Origin of the sequence: Novosphingobium sp. APW14 (assembly GCF_032337075.1) — a bacterium.
GTDB lineage: Bacteria > Pseudomonadota > Alphaproteobacteria > Sphingomonadales > Sphingomonadaceae > Novosphingobium.
This window is the reverse complement of sequence record NZ_JAVYAB010000004.1, coordinates 193866-210466: the sequence shown is the minus strand read 5'-3', so window position 1 is coordinate 210466 and position 16601 is coordinate 193866. Positions and strand designations below refer to the sequence as shown.

At 61.4% G+C, this 16601-nt stretch carries 14 protein-coding genes and 1 pseudogene; 9 read left to right on the top strand and 6 right to left on the bottom strand.

What is annotated here, in order from left to right; genetic code table 11:
• Positions 1 to 45 precede the first annotated feature (45 nt).
• Positions 46 to 1017: a hypothetical protein gene (locus RQP55_RS07140; RefSeq protein ID WP_315609498.1), complete on the top strand. Its 972-nt coding sequence runs from the start codon at positions 46 to 48 to the stop codon at positions 1015 to 1017.
• A gap of 85 nt (positions 1018 to 1102) precedes the next feature.
• Here RQP55_RS07140 and RQP55_RS07135 read toward each other — a convergent pair whose 3' ends face one another.
• A complete protein-coding gene (locus RQP55_RS07135; protein WP_315609497.1) occupies positions 1103 to 4330 on the bottom strand; it encodes a TonB-dependent receptor domain-containing protein in 3228 nt (1075 codons plus the stop codon).
• Positions 4331 to 4634: 304 nt separating this feature from the next.
• On the opposite strand from RQP55_RS07135, the gene RQP55_RS07130 reads away from it, so the two are divergent.
• The 8 genes from RQP55_RS07130 (at position 4635) to RQP55_RS07095 (ending at position 11209) form a co-directional block, all read left to right on the top strand.
• Positions 4635 to 5807, top strand: a complete 1173-nt coding sequence (locus RQP55_RS07130; protein ID WP_315609496.1) for an acetyl-CoA C-acetyltransferase — start codon at positions 4635 to 4637, stop codon at positions 5805 to 5807.
• 24 nt (positions 5808 to 5831) lie between these two features.
• Complete coding sequence (locus RQP55_RS07125) at positions 5832 to 6614, top strand: SDR family NAD(P)-dependent oxidoreductase (RefSeq protein WP_315609495.1); 783 nt, start codon at positions 5832 to 5834, stop codon at positions 6612 to 6614.
• 61 nt (positions 6615 to 6675) lie between these two features.
• Positions 6676 to 7548 carry a crotonase/enoyl-CoA hydratase family protein gene (locus tag RQP55_RS07120; RefSeq protein ID WP_315609494.1) on the top strand — a complete coding sequence of 291 codons (873 nt, stop codon included), beginning with the start codon at positions 6676 to 6678 and terminating at the stop codon, positions 7546 to 7548.
• Complete coding sequence (locus RQP55_RS07115; protein WP_315609493.1) at positions 7545 to 8183, top strand: TetR family transcriptional regulator; 639 nt, start codon at positions 7545 to 7547, stop codon at positions 8181 to 8183. Before RQP55_RS07120 ends, RQP55_RS07115 begins: the two co-directional genes overlap by 4 nt.
• Before the next feature lie 13 nt (positions 8184 to 8196).
• Positions 8197 to 9063: an S-methyl-5'-thioadenosine phosphorylase gene (gene mtnP, locus RQP55_RS07110; protein WP_315609492.1), complete on the top strand. Its 867-nt coding sequence runs from the start codon at positions 8197 to 8199 to the stop codon at positions 9061 to 9063.
• Entirely contained in the window at positions 9060 to 9692 is a 633-nt protein-coding gene (gene maiA, locus RQP55_RS07105) for a maleylacetoacetate isomerase (RefSeq protein WP_315609491.1), read from the top strand. Before mtnP ends, maiA begins: the two co-directional genes overlap by 4 nt.
• A 42-nt stretch (positions 9693 to 9734) precedes the next feature.
• A complete protein-coding gene (locus RQP55_RS07100) occupies positions 9735 to 10196 on the top strand; it encodes a MarR family winged helix-turn-helix transcriptional regulator (protein WP_315609490.1) in 462 nt (153 codons plus the stop codon).
• Between the two features lie 5 nt (positions 10197 to 10201).
• Positions 10202 to 11209, top strand: coding sequence for a fumarylacetoacetate hydrolase family protein (locus tag RQP55_RS07095; protein ID WP_315609489.1), 1008 nt, complete (start codon positions 10202 to 10204; stop codon positions 11207 to 11209).
• 67 nt (positions 11210 to 11276) lie between these two features.
• Here RQP55_RS07095 and RQP55_RS07090 read toward each other — a convergent pair whose 3' ends face one another.
• From RQP55_RS07090 to cpaB, 5 genes and pseudogenes are all read right to left on the bottom strand, one after another.
• Positions 11277 to 12296, bottom strand: a complete 1020-nt coding sequence (locus tag RQP55_RS07090) for a type II secretion system F family protein (protein WP_315609488.1) — start codon at positions 12294 to 12296, stop codon at positions 11277 to 11279.
• A 19-nt stretch (positions 12297 to 12315) separates the two neighbouring features.
• Positions 12316 to 13224, bottom strand: coding sequence for a type II secretion system F family protein (locus tag RQP55_RS07085; protein WP_315609487.1), 909 nt, complete (start codon positions 13222 to 13224; stop codon positions 12316 to 12318).
• Between the two features lie 3 nt (positions 13225 to 13227).
• Positions 13228 to 13878, bottom strand: coding sequence for a CpaD family pilus assembly protein (locus RQP55_RS07080; protein ID WP_315609486.1), 651 nt, complete (start codon positions 13876 to 13878; stop codon positions 13228 to 13230).
• Between the two features lie 14 nt (positions 13879 to 13892).
• Positions 13893 to 15533 (bottom strand): type II and III secretion system protein family protein, encoded by a 1641-nt coding sequence (locus RQP55_RS07075; RefSeq protein WP_315609485.1) that lies wholly within the window; start codon positions 15531 to 15533, stop codon positions 13893 to 13895.
• 1 nt (position 15534) lies between these two features.
• A pseudogene (cpaB, locus tag RQP55_RS07070) lies at positions 15535 to 16568 on the bottom strand (Flp pilus assembly protein CpaB).
• Positions 16569 to 16601 lie beyond the last annotated feature (33 nt).

Below are 16601 nucleotides of genomic sequence, written 5' to 3'. Positions count from 1 at the left end.
GGCTATGCCATATCGGATCGAACCGACTTGGGCTATAGGCGGGGGATGGATCCTTCAATCGCCCGCCGCTTGGCCAGCCCGGATTTTTATCTCCATGCTCTGGACGGCACAGTGGCGCAGTTCATGCCAATGGACCGCGCTGCCTATCGCCGCTCAATCTTTCTCGATCACCGGATTTCCATGGCTGAAGGGGAGCCATTCGGGCTCGATCTCGCAGGGGCGGCCGGATTTCTCCCAGATGCGCAGCCCGTTGGCTGGATTTTCCATGTTGCGCACTGTGGCTCGACTTTATTGGCGCGTGCGTTGGAGGAGTTAACTGGCACTTTGGTGCTGCGTGAGCCAGTGGCGCTGCGCCAATTGGCACTCGGTTCCAACCGGCAGGCGCTGCCTGCGGTATTGGCGTTGCTGGCACGGCGTTATCCCGGGGACGGTCGGACGGTCATCAAGGCTAATGTGCCGGTGAACTTCATGCTCGATCAGATTGCCGCTGCCGATCCCGGGGCTCCGGCGATCCTGCTTTACAGTCACCTGCCAGACTATTTGCTGGCGGTCTTGCGCAGCCCTAACCACCGTGGTTGGGTGCGCACGATCAGCGGGCAATTGGCCGCGCACATCGGCACCAATGACGCGTCAAGCGATGCTGAGCTGGCTGCAGCGCTGTGGCTTGCCCAGCATCACCGGTTTGCCGATGCGCTGAAGGCCATGCCGCAGGCGCGGACGCTGGAGGCAGAACAATTCTATGCCGACCCGGCCGCAGCCCTGACCAAGGCCGCTGCGTTATATGAATTGCCGTCCGGCCCAGCACTTGCGACGCAAATTGCCGCAGGCCCGCTGTTCGCAACCTATTCCAAAAATTCGGGGCAGGCATTCGACAACGCGGCGCGGCTGGCGCGGCGTGATCACCTGGCCGGGCAGCTGGATGGCGAATTGGCCGAAGCAGCGGCTTGGCTTGATCGCCACGGAGTAGACGCGGATGCTTTGGTGGCAACGCTTGATCAGGCGGCATTGATGGCCTGAGCTCGCCAACTTCCTGCAGCCCCAAAAAGGAAGGGCGGCGAGACCGAAGTCTCGCCGCCCTCACTTTTGCGTTGCGGTTCAGGCCTTAGAAGTTGGCCTTGAACCCGGCGTAGAAGAAGCGACCGAACGTGTCGTACGGGTCACCACCGCTGGTGCCGAGCAGACCGTAAGGCGGCTTGATGTCGGTGACGTTATCGACGCCGGCGTAGAAGCTGTACTTCTTGTCCGCCAGTTCGAAGTTCACGCGCATGTTGTGGTAGATCTTACCCGGGTAGAACGCGACCGGGTACTGATCGAGGTTCTGCGGATCCAGCGTGGCGAGCTGACCTGGGATGCAGGTGCGGCCCGACAGACCGGTGCTGCCCGAGGTCGGGCAGAGGCCGGTGTACTGGTTCTGGGCTTCCCATGCGCCGACAGCCTGCTTGCCGATATAACGTGCCGAGTAAGTCACGTCGACCGCGCCGAAATCATAGTTGATCGAAGCGTTGGCCGCCCACATCGGATCGCCGAGCTCGCCAAGCTGGCGGTTCGGGACCTTGGGGTTGGTCGGATCGGTGTAGTTGTCGAGGGTGGTGACGCGGGTTGCAATCGCACGAACCGACAGGCGCTGGCCGTTTTCGAAGGTCTTGCGATAGCTCAGGTCAAAGTCAAAGCCGCGAGCTTGCTGCTTTGCAAAGTTGACCCCGCCCGAGATGACAGCTGGCTGCACGAACAGGCCGGTCGAGCGATCGCGGTTCACGGTCGCGCAGAACGGATTGTTGATGCCGGTCGGGCTGTCATAGCACAGGTTCAAGATGGTCTGTGCACCCAGCGACGCGATCAGGTTGGTCACGTCGATCTTGTAGTAGTCCACCGTGAAGTTGAGGCCCGGCAGGAAGCGCGGTTCAACAACCATGCCCAGGGTCAGCGACTTGCCACGCTCCTGAACCAGAGTGGGGTTGCCGCCCGACACGAAGCCGGTCGACGAGGTGCGCGCGGTGCAGTTCACCCACGGGCTACCCAGCACGCGCTGGTTGGCCGGAACCGACGAGGTGGTGCAGGCATCAACTGTCGCTTGGTTGAACGTGGTCGGCACCCCGGCAGCCGCGCAGTTGGCGGTGCGGTTAGCATTGTTCGAAATGCTGTTGGTGTCGCACGGGTCGGTGATCTGAGCGAAGTTCTGGGTCTGCGGGTAGAACAGGTCACCCTGCGTCGGAGCACGCACCGAGGTCGCATAAGCGGCACGGAAGCGGAGATCCGAAATCGGAGCGTAGATACCCTGAACGTTCCAGGCCCAGACGGTGCCGGCGGCGGTGTTGTAGTCCGACACGCGTCCTGCTCCGCTGACGGTCAGTTCCTTGGCCAGCGGCGCATCCTTCAGCAGCGGAAGGCTGATTTCGCCGAAGGCTTCCTTAACGGTCAGCTTCGGCGGAGCGAAGGTTGCAAAGCGGTTGAAGAAGAACGCGCCGTTCTTCGAAGCCGCATCGTAATCGCTGAAAGCGGTTTCTTCACGATATTCACCGCCGAGCGCGAAGCTGACCGGACCGCCGGGCAGTTCGAACAGCTGCGAAAGGTCACCGCTGACGCTGGCAAGAGCAACGAATTCGGTGGCCCGTTCGTTACGGGTGGCGGTGCCGTTCGAGAAGGCACGTGCCGCTTCGGTCGACTGGCCATAGCCGAACAGGTTCAGCGGAACGCAGTCCGGGCGGGCATTGGTTACAGCATTGACGCGGCAGACAACGCGCTGGCCGTCGCCGTTCAGGACGAAGTTCGTGCCGGTGTAACCGGCCGGGGCCAGCACGGCGTCAACTGCGAGCGCCATACCGTCCGCTGCCGTACCGGCGTCGTTGCGGATGCGCGCGACGTTGATCGCGTTCATGTTGGTTTCAAGGCGACCGTAGTTAAACGAAACTTCGTACTTCCAGTCATCGTTGAAGTCGCCTTCAACGCCGCCGACAATGCGATAGGTTTCACGCTTGTGGGTTTCACCGCGACCGCCAAGGTCAACGTTGAAACGCGAAAGCGTAAAGGTACGGGTGTTGGTCGCACCGGTCGTGCAAACGCCGTTGTTGGCCAGGATCGTGCGGTTGGCGCCAGTGAGGAAGCCGTTGTCACAGAACCAGGTCGGGTTGAAGGTCGCCGAAGCGATGAAGGTCGGCTGACCTTCCTGGTTGGCCTTCACGCGAACATACTTGGCTTCAACGAAGGGACGGAAAGCTTCCGACATGTCGAAGTGCGCAAGGAGGTTAACGGCGATGCGTTCACCCTTCGGCAGCATCTGACCGGTATTGCGCAGGGTCGAACCGTTGCCGCCCTTGATGTTGGTCGAACCACCCAATTCGTAGTTGCCCTCAGGCACGTCGACATAAAGCTGGCCCGAGTTGTTGAAGCGCAGGTACTGTCCAACACCGACGCGGCCGATGGTGCCGCCGTCCGAGATCGAACCGTTCTTCACGCCGCATTCGAAGTTGGTGTCGAAGATACCGTCGGTACCGTTAGGCTCACCAGCGGTCGGCTCAATCGTCTGGAACTGGCAGCGGCCCGAGATGGCGCCGGTCAGATAATCGCGTGCGAGGAAGCGAACTTCTTCCTGGCGGGCGTATTCAGCCGAGACGGCAACGTTGCCGCGACCATCGGCGAAGTTCTTGCCCCAGGTGCCGGCGATGAAGTGGCTGCCGCGGTCGCCGCGCGACGAGATGCCGCCCTGACCACGCAGGCTGATGCCGTCGTAATTGCGCTTCAGCACAAAGTTCACAACACCGGCGACGGCGTCCGAACCGTAAACGGCCGAGTTGCCGCCGGTGACCACATCGACGCGCTCAAGCAGGTCAACCGGGATCGTGTTGACGTCAACCAGGTAGTCGCCCGGCGATGCGGTGATGTGGCGCTTGCCGTTCACCAGCACCAGGGTGCGCGAAACGCCAAGGCCGCGAAGGTCAAGGATGTTGAGGCCCGAAGTCCCGATGAAGCGGGTCGAGTTGCCTTGACTGTAGGTAGAGCGCAGCGACGGAAGATCGTTGAGCGCGTCACCCAGCGAGACATCGCCGGTTTCGGTCAGCTCGCCAACCGAAACCGAGGTCAGCGGCACGGCCGAGCTCAGGGTCGGGCGCGCGATACGCGTACCGGTAACGACGATCTGGCTGCCTTCTTCCGAATCGCAAACACCGTTCGCGTTTTCGTCGGTGCAATCGGCTGTTGCCTGATCCTTGGTTGCCTGCGCGTCTTGCGCATAGGCCGGCGTGGCGGCTGCGACAGCGCCAAACATGGCCACCGCGATGGCGGCGCTTTCAAGGCTGGTCGCACGATAAAGTGCTGACTTGCTGAAGAACTTCATATATTTAGCCCCTTGATCTTGACCCGACGGATGGTCGGATAAGCACGGTTTGCAATCCCGTGAGACGGGAATCGCGTGTCTGGCCCCTCGCGAAGCCGGATAGGCCCTCGTGAAATAAGAGATCACCGCGCGCAATTTGGAAATAAGGCTAGGTCACATTTCGGGGGGGCTTGTTGTCATTTTACAACAGGGGTCTGTCAGATCCCCGTGGCCCCTTGGGCGCCCAACGCGATGTACGCTTGACGCTCCAACGACGCCCCCTTAATCGATCGATTAAACCACCCGTAAAAAAGGAATCGGATCTATGGCAACGGCCTACATCGTTGATGCAGTGCGTACCGCCGGCGGGCGCCGCGGTGGGCGCCTTGCAGGAGTTCACCCGGTCGATCTTGCCGCAGCCACGCTTGATGCGTTGGTTGGCAGGACCGGGGTTGATCCGAACGCGGTTGACGATGTGATCATGGGCTGCGTCAGTCAGGGCGGTCAACAGGCCGGCCAGGTTGGTCGCAACGCCGTCTTGGCGTCAAAGCTGCTGCCTCAATCGACCCCGGCTGTAACGATCGATCGCCAGTGCGGTTCCTCGCAGCAGGCAATCCAGTTCGCCGCCCAGGCGGTGATGAGCGGCACGCAGGATGTGGTTATCGCCGCTGGGATTGAGAGCATGACCCGCGTGCCCATGGGTTCCACTGCGGTCTTTCACATGAAAGAAGGTTTGGGGAACTACAAGTCGCCCGGGCTTGAGGAAAAATATCCGGGCGACAGCTGGTCGCAGTTCATGGGCGCCGAGATGATCGTCAAGAAGCATGGCTTCACCAAGGACATGCTCGACCAGTTCGCCCTGAACAGCCATCTGCGAGCCAAAGCGGCCACCGAGGCTGGTGCCTTCAAGAATGAGATCGTGCCGATCGAGATCGAAACCCCCGACGGGAAGCGGTGGCACACCATCGACGAAGGCATCCGCATGGACGCGACGCTGGAAGGGATCGCCGGGGTCAAGCTTCTTTCCGAAGGCGGTTCGCTGACCGCGGCCACTTCCAGCCAGATCTGCGATGGTTCTTCGGCCGCGCTGGTCGTTTCGGAAGAGGCGCTGAAGCGCTATAACCTGACCCCGCTGGCGCGCATCCACACCCTGACTGTGACTGCTGGTGATCCGGTGATCATGCTGGAAGAGCCGTTGTTCGCGACTGACAAGGCGCTGGCCAAGGCAGGACTGAAGATCGGTGACATTGACCTCTATGAAGTCAATGAAGCTTTCGCCTCGGTGCCGATGGCCTGGCTCAAGCACACCGGGGCCGATCCCGAAAAGCTCAACGTCAATGGCGGCGCCATTGCCCTGGGTCACCCGCTGGGCGCTTCGGGCACCAAGCTGATGTCGACACTGCTGCATGCGCTCAAGGCGCGGGGCGGAAAATATGGTTTGCAGACGATGTGCGAAGGCGGCGGCGTTGCCAATGTCACAATCGTCGAAATGTGCTGATTTAACTGAACCGGAGTTATTGAAATGAAACTCGACAACACTGTTGCTGCCGTTGTTACCGGTGGCGCTTCGGGCCTTGGAGCGGCCACGGCCCGTGCGCTGGCTGCTAAGGGCGTGAAGGTCGCGATTTTTGACCTGCAGGAAGAAAAGGGCAAGGCGATGGCCGCCGAAATCGGCGGCGTGTTCTGCGAATGTAACGTCACTGATGATGCCTCGGTCGACGCTGCCTTTGCCAAGGCCCGCGAAGCCCACGGCCAGGAACGAATCCTGGTCAACTGCGCCGGCACTGGCAACGCGATCAAGACCGCCAGCCGCAGCAAGGAAGATGGTTCAATCAAGCACTTCCCGCTCGATGCTTTCAACTGGATCGTCCAGATCAACCTGGTCGGCACCTTCCGCTGCATCGCCAAGTCGGCTGCGGGCATGATGACCCTGGAGCCGCAGGCAGACGGTGATCGCGGTGCAATCGTCAACACTGCTTCGGTTGCCGCCGAAGATGGCCAGATGGGTCAGGCGGCCTATTCGGCTTCGAAGGGCGGTGTAGTTGGTATGACTCTGCCGATCGCGCGCGATCTGGCGGGAGAGAATATCCGCGTGAACACGATTCTGCCGGGCATCTTCGACACCCCGCTGCTGGCTGGTGCGCCGCAGAACGTGCGCGATGCACTGGGTGCTTCGGTGCTCAACCCCAAGCGTCTCGGCAATCCCGATGAATATGCCAACCTTGCGATGTGCATGATTGAAAACGGATACTTCAATGGCGAGGACGTCCGCCTCGATGGCGGCATCCGCATGACGCCGCGCTAAGCAATGAACCTGGCCGGGCGCCACTGGCTGGCGCCCGGTCCTGCCTCCCCGGGAGAGAGACATGGGCTATTCGCAGATCGACCTTCACGTTGGCGAAGGGATCGCCACCCTGACCCTTAACCGGCCGGAGAAGATGAATGCCTTCACTGGCACGATGATGAACGAAATCATCGATGCCATGGACCGTACCGACGCCGATGATAGCGTCCGGGCGGTGATTTTTACCGGTGCCGGTGACCGCGCATTCTGCGCCGGAGCCGACCTGACACCCGAGGACGGCCGCGCCGTGTTTGCGGATGCGGCCCCGGTCGAGGATCTGTCCGATCCGCGCGTTCGCGATGGCGGCGGCCTGCTGACCCTGCGGTTGTTCCAATCCAAGAAGCCCCTGATTTCGGCCTGCAATGGCGCCGCCGTGGGCGTCGGCGTTACCATGCAGCTGCCGATGGACATTCGCCTTGCCAGCGATAACGCGCGCTTTGGCTTTGTCTTTGCCCGCCGCGGCATCGTGCCAGAGGCCTGCTCCAGCTGGTTCCTGCCCAAGATTGTCGGGGTCAATCAGGCGCTCGAATGGTGTATGACCGGCCGCATTTTCGGCGCCGAGGAAGCCCTCAAGGCCGGTCTCGTTCGCTCTGTTCATTCGCCGGGTGAGCTGCTTGATGCCGCGCGCGGCCTGGCCCGCGAGATTGCCGACAATACCTCTGCCGTTTCGGTTGCGATGACCCGCGCCATGCTGTGGCGCATCCCCTCGGGTTCGCATCCGATGGAGGCGCACAAGGTTGATAGCAGGGCTATCTATCGCCTGTCGAAGGGCGGGGATGCAAAGGAAGGTGTGCAAAGCTTCCTTGAAAAGCGCCCACCCGCCTTTCCGCTACGGGTCTCTAGCGATATGCCGGACTTCTATCCTTGGTGGGGAGAGGAGCCGCCCTTCGCATGAGCCAGTCGCCGGCCATTGACCAGAATGATGCGCCAGAAGGTGCGCGCGAGCTCTTGCTGCATACCGCCTCGACGATCATGCGCGAGGGCGACATTGTCGATATTTCGCTATCCGAATTGTCGCTGCGTTCGGGGCTCAACTCGGCGCTGGTGAAGTATTACTTCGGCAATAAGGCTGGGCTGATGAAGGCCCTGCTCGATCGTGATATGCAGGACATTGTCCACGCGGTCGACGCGCTGATGGCCAAGGACATGAGCCCCGAAGTGCGCCTGCGTCGTCACATTGGTGCAGTGGTCGATACCTATTACAAGACGCCCTATCTTAACCGGCTGCTGATGCGGCTGGTACGCGAGAGCGATCCTGATGAAGCGCACCGGATTGCCGATTCCTATCTCAGTCCGCTCAGCCAGGCCTATGATCGGCTGATCAAGGACGGCGTCAAGCAGGGGGTCTTCCGCAAGGTCGATCCGCAGTTGTTCTATTTCACAACGACCGGCGCGTGCGACCGGTTCTTTTCGTCGCGCCTGGTGCTCAAGCATTGCTATGATACCGAGGCGCTGACCGAGGAACTGCGTGATCGCTATCGCGAACATTGCATCGATTTCATCATGGCGGGGATCCTCGCGCACAACTGAGCGGAGGTTCGGCATGAATACCTGGCACATCGGCGTGATCGGCGGGTCGGGCCTGGCCGGCGGCGTCGGGCTCCAGCAGGCGCAGGAAATTGCGGTTGAAAGTCCGTTTGGCGAACCCTCTGCTGCTGTAACAACCGGAACCCTGGAAGGCGTGCGCGTGACGTTCCTGCCGCGTCACGGGCCTGGCCACGCCATTCCGCCCGCTTCGGTCAATTACCGCGCCAACATCGATGTGCTGAAGCGCTGCGGCGTGACTGACCTTATTGCGCTGTCCGCGATCGGCTCTCTGCGCGCAGATATGGCGCCGGGGCAGATGGTGGCGGTCGATCAGTTCATTGACCGCACGGTCAGCCGTCCGGCCAGTTACTTCGGCCCCGGGCTGGTGGCCCATGTCAGCCTGGCCGATCCGGTTTGCCCGCGCCTGGCGGCTGGCCTTGCGGACGCGGTCGAGGCTGAGGGGGCAACCGTGCACCGTGGCGGCACCTATGTGGCGATCGAAGGACCGCAATTTTCGACGCGCGCCGAAAGCCTGCTTTATCGCCAATGGGGCGGTGACGTGATCGGCATGACCGCGATGCCGGAGGTGCGGCTCGCCCGTGAGGCGGAGCTACCTTACGCCTTGCTGGGCATGGTTACCGATTACGACGCCTGGCGAACGGGCGAATCCGGGGTTGAAGCCGCCGAGGTGCTGGCAGTGATGCATGCCAATGTCGCGCTGGCAGGTAAGGTCCTGCGCCGGTTCCTGGCTGCCCTGCCGGCACGCCGGGAAGACAGCCCAATTGACCGGACGCTGGACCATGCGATCATGACTGCCGAGGCGGCCCGTGATCCGATGCTGGTCGCAAAACTGGGCGCGGTTGCAGGAAGGGTGCTGGGATGAGCGATCTGGTCCTCTACGACTACTGGCGATCTTCCGCCGCCTATCGCGTGCGGATCGCGCTGAACCTGAAGGGCCTGTCATGGACCTCGCATCAGATCGATCTGGTCACCGGGGAACAAGGCGGCGATGACCATCTGGCGCGCAACCCGCTCGGGCTGGTGCCGGTGCTGGAAGTGGATGGCGAGGCAATTGCCCAGTCGCTGGCGATCATCGACTATCTCGACGCCCGCTGGCCCGAACCGTGCCTGCTGCCCGCCGATCCAATGGCGCGAGCCCATGTGTTGGGCCGGGCAATGACGATCATCTCCGAGATCCACCCGCTGCAGAACCTGCGCGTCCAGAACTTTCTCCGCGATGATCTGGGTATTGATGCAGAGGGGGTTGGCCGCTGGCTGCACCGCTGGCTGGGCGATGGCCTGGCTGCGCTGGAGGCGGTGGCGCCGGAGCATGGTCTGTTTGGCGGCTCCCAGCCCAATCTGATCGACGTCTGCCTGGTGCCGCAGATGTACAGTGCGCGCCGCTTTGCCCTGCCGCTGGACGCCTTTCCGCAGCTGGTTCGGATTGACGAGGCACTTCGCGCGATCCCCGCAATTGCTGCGGCCGCGCCAGAAGCGGTAAAACCGACCTGATGCGCTTGGCGCAGTAAACCGGTTGCACTAGAAACCGATTCGATGGCCCAAAAAAGTTCCCGCTTGGCGGATTTCCTGCCTTACCTGATGTCGGTCACGACCAACGCCGTCAGTGATATGATCGCCAGCGAGTATCGCGCCCGCTTTGGGCTGAAGATCCCGGAATGGCGGGTGATGGCTGTCCTTGGCGATGCCGGGGCGCTTACCCAACGGGCTTTGGTCGTGGCGACGCGGATGGACAAGGTTGCAGTCAACCGGGCCTGCAAGGTGCTGGAAGATCGCGGGCTTGTGGGGCGCAGTCCCAATGCCGATGATGGCCGTTCGCATCACATCGAGCTGACCTCTGCCGGCAAGGCTGTGCATGCTGAAATCATGCCGCTGGCGATTGATATGGAGCGGCGCCTGTTCGCCCAACTTACCGCTTCCGAAATCAACGAATTCAAGGCGCTTCTCGCGCGGATCACGGCCCGGGTTGCGGAACTAGAAGCTGAAACGAAGGAATAGACGCAATGAAGCTGGCTAGCCTTCCTCACGAACGCGACGGGCGCCTTGCAATCGTCAGCAAGGATTTGGTCTGGTGCAGCGATGCATCGCATCTGGTGCCGACGCTTCAGGCCTTGCTTGATGATTGGGACCGGCACTTTCCGGTCTTGCAGGCCCTGGCGATCGAGCTTGAGCACGGCGCGATCCCCCGCGAGCGGTTCCATGAGCGTGAAGCCCTGGCACCGCTGCCGCGCGCCTATCAGTGGGCGGATGGCTCGGCCTATGTCAATCACGTCGAACTGGTCCGCAAGGCGCGCGGGGCCGAACTGCCGGAGAGCTTCTGGCACGATCCGCTGATGTATCAGGGCGGCAGTGATGACCTACGCGGCGCGCGGGCGCCGATCACCCTGGCCGATGAAGCCTGGGGCTGCGATATGGAGGCCGAGATCTGCGTTGTGACCGGGGACGTGCCGCAAGGTGTGTCACCTGAGGCCGCGCTGGACCATGTCCGTCTGGTTGGACTGGTCAATGACGTATCGCTGCGCAATCTTATCCCGGACGAGCTGGCGAAAGGCTTTGGTTTCGTCCAGTCGAAGCCGGCCAGCCATTTCTCTCCTGTATTCGTTACCCCTGATGAGCTGGGCGATGCCTGGGTGGGTGGACGGCTCAATCTGGTCTTGCGGGTTGACCTGAATGGTGAGGCGTTCGGTCGCGCCGAAGCGGGCGAGGAATGCACCTTTGATTTCGGCACGCTGATTGCTCACCTCGCCAAGACGCGGCGGGTGAGTGCGGGGTCGATCATCGGCTCAGGCACGGTATCGAACCGCGATCCCGATGGCTCCCCGGGTCGGCCCTGCAAGGATGGCGGTCGCGGTTATTCCTGCATCGCCGAACAGCGGATGATCGAGACCATCGCCACGGGGAAGCCGGTTACGCCTTTCTTGCGGTATGGCGATACGGTCCGGATCGAAATGCGCGATCGTGCCGGCCATTCAATCTTTGGGGCAATTGACCACAGCGTCGTGAAGCCCTGATTGACCAAACCGGGCCGTTTCCCGTGTGAGAATCGGCCCGGCTGGGACAACCCGTTGCGCAGGTCGCTCAGCCGCCGCCGTTGGTCGGGCCATTGGCCGAGAAGGCATCGGCGATAGAGCAGGCCGCCGGGCCAAGGATAACCACAAATAGCACCGGCAGAATAAACAGGATCAGCGGCACGGTCATGATCGCCGGCAGACGCGCGGCCTTTTCCTCGGCGCGCATCATGCGTTCGTTTCGGAACTCTGCCGAAAGCACGCGCAGTGCCGATGCCAGCGGCGTGCCATACCGTTCAGTCTGAACCATGGTTGTGGTCACGCCCTTCACCGCTTCCAGATTGACGCGCCAGGCCAGATTTTCAAACGCTTGGCGTCGCTCGCTAAGGAAGGACAATTCAATTGCGGTCAGGGCGAATTCGTCGCCCAGTTCCGGATATGCTCGACCCAGTTCACGCGCCACGCGATTGAATGACGCGTCCACTGTTAAACCCGCTTCGGCACAAATCACCAGCAGGTCCAGTGCATCGGGAAGCCCCTTGCGGATTGCATCGGTGCGTTTGGAGATCAGGTTGCCGATGTAAAGTTCGGGTCCCTTGTAGCCGAGGCCGATAGCCGCTGCGAATGCCATCAGCCGCTTCATGCCGCCCCAATCCGGGAAGAAATTGATCCCGTAGACAACAAAAGCCACGCTCCCGCCCAGGACGATTGGCAGCACCATCCGCGCGAAGATGACAATGATCCCCAGTTCCTTGTTGCGGATCCCGGCCTGGGCCAGCTTCTGCTGAATGACCTCAAGCTGACTTTGCTGCAGAACCTTCAGGCTCGACAGCGTGTCCTTCATCTTGTCAGCCGTCTCGCTCTTACGAACGAGCGAGGCGCGTTTCTTGGCGGTTTGGGTGACGATCCCGCTCTTAAGCTGGTCACGGCGCTCATTCAGCGCTTTGACCCGCTTTACCATCGGGTCGCGGATTGTGACGGCCGTATAGATCGCGAACATCATAGCTACCGCGGCAAGACCTGCGAGGATCGAGCCAGCCCAGAGAACGTCAACGCCAAGCAGCGTCGGACCGGGAGGGGTATTGATCATATCCTGTTCCTGTCCCTGCTTAGATTTCGAAGCTGACCATTTTGGCCATGATGAAGGCCCCGATCGACATCCAGGTCAGACCGCCCAGGCCTGTCACGATGAGGCGCTCATCGCTGAAGAACCCGCTCAAATAGCCCGGGTTAATCCCGTAAATCATGATGAAGACGATGAACGGAAGTGCGCCGACGATATAGGCTGAAGCTTTGGATTCAGAGCTCATGGCTTTGATCTTGAGCTTCATCTGGGCGCGCTTGCGCAAGACATCTGCCAGGTTCGAAAGCGTTTCGGCCAGGTTCTCGATCGCGTCAGTCAAGCCGCGGCCAGGTTCAAGATCCAGCGCGAGGGCACCAGTGCCGAAATGGATATCGAGATCGAGCAGGGCTGTCGGCAGCTTTTCATCGCCGCTGTAAAGCCAGGCAAGGGATGTTGCGATGGTTGATGCTCCAACGCCGCCGCGGGTGCCAATCACGCCAACGGACACGTGCTTCTTCGCCGCCGCCGGGTCATGCGATTTCGGGGCGGCGAACACGGCCTGGGCGTTGATCAGCGCGTCGCGGACCTGACCGGGAACTAGCGGCTTGAGCAGGTAATCCTGAATGCCGCTGCCAAGCAGGTCGCGATAGAGCCGGACATCGTTCACCTGGCCGATCGCAATCACCACGGTTCCAGGCTCGCAGACTTCGGCCAGCGCGTTGATATCGCTCAGCGGATCGCCGCTTTCCGACAGGTCGACCATCAGGATGTTGGGGCTGGCCGAGATCGACAGGGATTGGACCGCGTTGCGCAGTCCGCCCTTGTTGCATTTCTCGGGCTGCCAGCCCATTTCGATGACCACGGGGCGCAGGACATCAAGCGCTACATCGTCACAGATATAAGCACTGAAGGCGTCACGATTTCCGGCCGCGCCGGGCTTCCAAGGTGCATTCATGGCTTACTTCCCGCCCTGCGTGGAGTTCTGCTTCAGACCGCCTTCGCCCGTAGGCTTGGCTTCGCGATACATGTCGATTGCCTTGTTGCCGCTCATCACGACGGTCCGACCAGTGCTGTTGGCGCCCTTGAGCAGATGCTCCGGATCAGCCACCATTGCCGCCAGGTTAGCGTTCGATGCGCAGCCGTAATTGCTGCTGGTTGCGTTCAGCAGGTTAGCGTCCGATTTTGCCGACCAATCCGGGCAACCCGGGACTTGAGCAGTTGAACGCGTCACCACAATTCGGGCCATGCCCGGATTGACAGCGCCAGGGGTAACCGGTGCCGTATCACCCACCAAAAGGCCAAAGCGGCCAGCAACGGCCTCCACGGCAGCGCGTGTCGCGCCGCTTGAAAGCGGATCATCAATCGTGATCCGATCACCGTACCGCAGGTCAAGCGCCTCAAACCAGCCAGCCAGCCGCCGAACTTCGGGCAACGAGATGCCGCCGGGGTTGGTGGCCACATCGAGCGTATAGTTGGTCCGGCTCACGACGGGCTGGTGAATGCTTTCAAGCTGCTGGTTTTTGGGCATACCGCCGCAACCGGCCAGCAGAGTTCCCAGCGAAAGAGCGATGGCGGCGCCAAGCGCCTTGCGGTTTGGGTTGCTAGACATGGTCGTCACCTCTCTCAATTCATGCTGAAGCCAGGCGTCGCAGCTGCGGCAGCTGCGGTGCGGGACTTCTTTTTCGGGCGCTTGTCTTCAACCGGGCCGAGTGCAGGCGGGGTGTCCAGCTGGCCTACCTTGGGGGCAGTCGCAGTTGCTGGCACGGCCGAAGGTGTCGGACGATTGGCGCCTGACTTTCCGTTGTTTTCTTGGTTGCCGAAAACGCGCTGGATGTCGTTTGGCGTCTGGTAGCCGTCGGTCGGCAGCTTGATGTCGTTGGCATCGACCGGATTGACCAGATAGGGCGTCACAACGATCACCAGCTCGGTCTCGCCGCGTTGGAAATTGGTTGAGCGGAATAACGAGCCCAGGATTGGCATATCGCCCACGCCGGGCAGCTTCTTTACTGTGTTCTGGGCACTGTTGCCCATCAGGCCTGCGATCATGAAGCTTTGGCCAGAGCCCAGCTCGATCGTGGTTTCGGCGCGGCGCACAGTCAGGGCCGGCACATTGAAGCCATTCAGCGTAATCGAACCCTGGCTTGAAAGTTCCGACACTTCCGGCCGGACGCGCATCGAGATGCGGCCATTGGCAAGCACGGTCGGGGTATAGGCCAGGCTGACACCAAAGCGCTTGTATTCAACCGAGGTGCTGCCAAGCCCTTGGCTGATCGGGATCGGGTACTCACCACCGGCCAGGAAATCAGCCGTTTCACCTGACAGCGCGGTCAGGTTCGGTTCTGACAGGCTGGTGACCAGGCCCAGCGATTCGCCCATGTCGAGTGCGCCGAGCAGATCCATGCCAAACAGTTTGGTTTGCATCGCCAGTGTGCTGCCGACCGCGGCGGGCAGGATGGACGAGCCCGGGATCTCTTTGAACTGGCCGGGGTTGTTGAGGTCGGGAACTGCCACTTTGACCTGATTGCCTGTGCCAAGCGCCTGATTTGGACCAGCATAAAAGTTGGGCGCGAAGCTGCGGCCCTGGCCGATCCCGAACTGCATGCCGGAACTGGAATCGATGGTGGTCAGGTTGGCGCCCAGCGACTTCACCAGCGTGCGGCTGACCTCAGCAAACTTGACGCGCAGGTTCACCTGCAGCGGGGTGGCCGTTTTGAGGCGGGTGATTACATTGGCATCCTTGCCAACAAATGCCTCGACCAGCCGCTTGGCCTCCGACGCATCTTCTGGCGAGGCAACCGTTCCTGTCAGTAGGAAGGTGTTGCTGCCCATTGTCGAAACGGCAACCTTGGCATCGGGCATAGCCATTCGCAGCATTGTGTCGACGCTATCAATATTGGAGCCAACGCGGACATTGGCCGACCAGATGATGTCGCCAGCGGCGTTGCTAGCGTATACGGTTGTTTCACCGCCGGCCTTGCCGAAAACATAGAGCTGGCGCTGCGACTTGACCTGCACGTCGGCGATCGAGTCATTGGCGACGAAAACGTCTGCCATTGCGCCGCCAACAGTGACCAGCTGGCCGCGACCGATTGACAGCACAACGTCATTGGCCGGGCGGCTGAGCGACTGAGCCTGCGTCGCCGAGGCGGGCAGCAATGCCAGCGGCGCCAGCATGCAACTTGCACAGAGCAGGGAGGTGGCAAGGCGTTTCATCTGGTTGCCTTTCAAAAGGACGATCGCGGAGCGGCTGATGGTCTTGCTCATCTCAGTGCTTCCCGACCTGTTCGATGACGGTTGATTTGCCGCGGGTGATGCGAACGACCGGGCCCTGAGGGGCGGCGGCAGACGGCGCGGACGGTGCGGACGGTGCGGCCGAACGGGCTAAGGGCGCTGCAGGCGCTGCCGACGACATTGCTGGCGCAGCCGGTGCCGCAATGCTGCGGCGCTGGAAGCGCGATACATCGCCACCCGTGACATAGGTGATGCCAGCGTCCAATGGACGGTTCATCGCCTGGCCGATCAGCTTTTCTTCCTGTTCCTTGCTTGCCCCCGGTGGGACCTTGACCGTTCCGCTGGCGATCGCCTGATCTAGCTCGGACTGATTGTCGGCAAGGCTACGCAGCGACAGGCTGATCGTGCCGATGGTCTGTGCAACGGCAACCTTCTCCGCAATCTTGGGTGTTACTTCAACGGTGACTGTGCGGAAGTCTCGAACCACGGTCTTGCCTTCGACAATCTCGGTCTCGGTCGATTGGTCTGTCGCCAGTACACGGACGTTGCGCAGGATGGTTTCCGCGGTCTTTAGGGATTCTTGATCGCCTTCGGCCCGAACTGACTGCGTCAGCACAAGATCAACATGGTCTCCCGGGAAGACGAAGCCACCCACGCCGGTCTTTTGTGAAACCGGTATGGTAACCGCGCGCATACCCGGGCCAAGTGCGGCTGCAAGAAATCCGCGGTCACCAGGCGATACAAGCGCGCCCTGGGTCACCGGCTGGCCAGCGGTGATTGGATAGCGGACCACCGTGCCAGCTTGTTCATGTCGGCCTCGCCGTCGATGAAATAGGCGTCCTGCACCATTTCTTGCGGCCAGGCCTGGAACGAGATCGAATCCGCCGTGATAATTGTGCCGACAGGCAGGGCTCGCTGAGCAACCAGAACTTTTGGTCCCTGCGGTACGGGCTGGGCTGCTTGTGCCTGAGGCGTTGCCGCTCCCGTGAACAGGCTTTTCGCTGCCATGGCGGTGCCGATCGCAACGACCAGCGCGCCAAGCAGCAACATCAGCTTCTTCTTATCCATGGCCTTGCAAGCCCCCTAGAGAAAATACCAATA

Coding starts and splice junctions, on each gene's coding strand:
- RQP55_RS07140 (WP_315609498.1), top strand. CDS start 46: ATGGATCCTTCAATCGCCCGCCGCTTGGCCAGCCCGGATTTTTATCTC.
- RQP55_RS07135 (WP_315609497.1), bottom strand. CDS start 4,330: ATGAAGTTCTTCAGCAAGTCAGCACTTTATCGTGCGACCAGCCTTGAA.
- RQP55_RS07130 (WP_315609496.1), top strand. CDS start 4,635: ATGGCAACGGCCTACATCGTTGATGCAGTGCGTACCGCCGGCGGGCGC.
- RQP55_RS07125 (WP_315609495.1), top strand. CDS start 5,832: ATGAAACTCGACAACACTGTTGCTGCCGTTGTTACCGGTGGCGCTTCG.
- RQP55_RS07120 (WP_315609494.1), top strand. CDS start 6,676: ATGGGCTATTCGCAGATCGACCTTCACGTTGGCGAAGGGATCGCCACC.
- RQP55_RS07115 (WP_315609493.1), top strand. CDS start 7,545: ATGAGCCAGTCGCCGGCCATTGACCAGAATGATGCGCCAGAAGGTGCG.
- mtnP (WP_315609492.1), top strand. CDS start 8,197: ATGAATACCTGGCACATCGGCGTGATCGGCGGGTCGGGCCTGGCCGGC.
- maiA (WP_315609491.1), top strand. CDS start 9,060: ATGAGCGATCTGGTCCTCTACGACTACTGGCGATCTTCCGCCGCCTAT.
- RQP55_RS07100 (WP_315609490.1), top strand. CDS start 9,735: ATGGCCCAAAAAAGTTCCCGCTTGGCGGATTTCCTGCCTTACCTGATG.
- RQP55_RS07095 (WP_315609489.1), top strand. CDS start 10,202: ATGAAGCTGGCTAGCCTTCCTCACGAACGCGACGGGCGCCTTGCAATC.
- RQP55_RS07090 (WP_315609488.1), bottom strand. CDS start 12,296: ATGATCAATACCCCTCCCGGTCCGACGCTGCTTGGCGTTGACGTTCTC.
- RQP55_RS07085 (WP_315609487.1), bottom strand. CDS start 13,224: ATGAATGCACCTTGGAAGCCCGGCGCGGCCGGAAATCGTGACGCCTTC.
- RQP55_RS07080 (WP_315609486.1), bottom strand. CDS start 13,878: ATGTCTAGCAACCCAAACCGCAAGGCGCTTGGCGCCGCCATCGCTCTT.
- RQP55_RS07075 (WP_315609485.1), bottom strand. CDS start 15,533: ATGAGCAAGACCATCAGCCGCTCCGCGATCGTCCTTTTGAAAGGCAAC.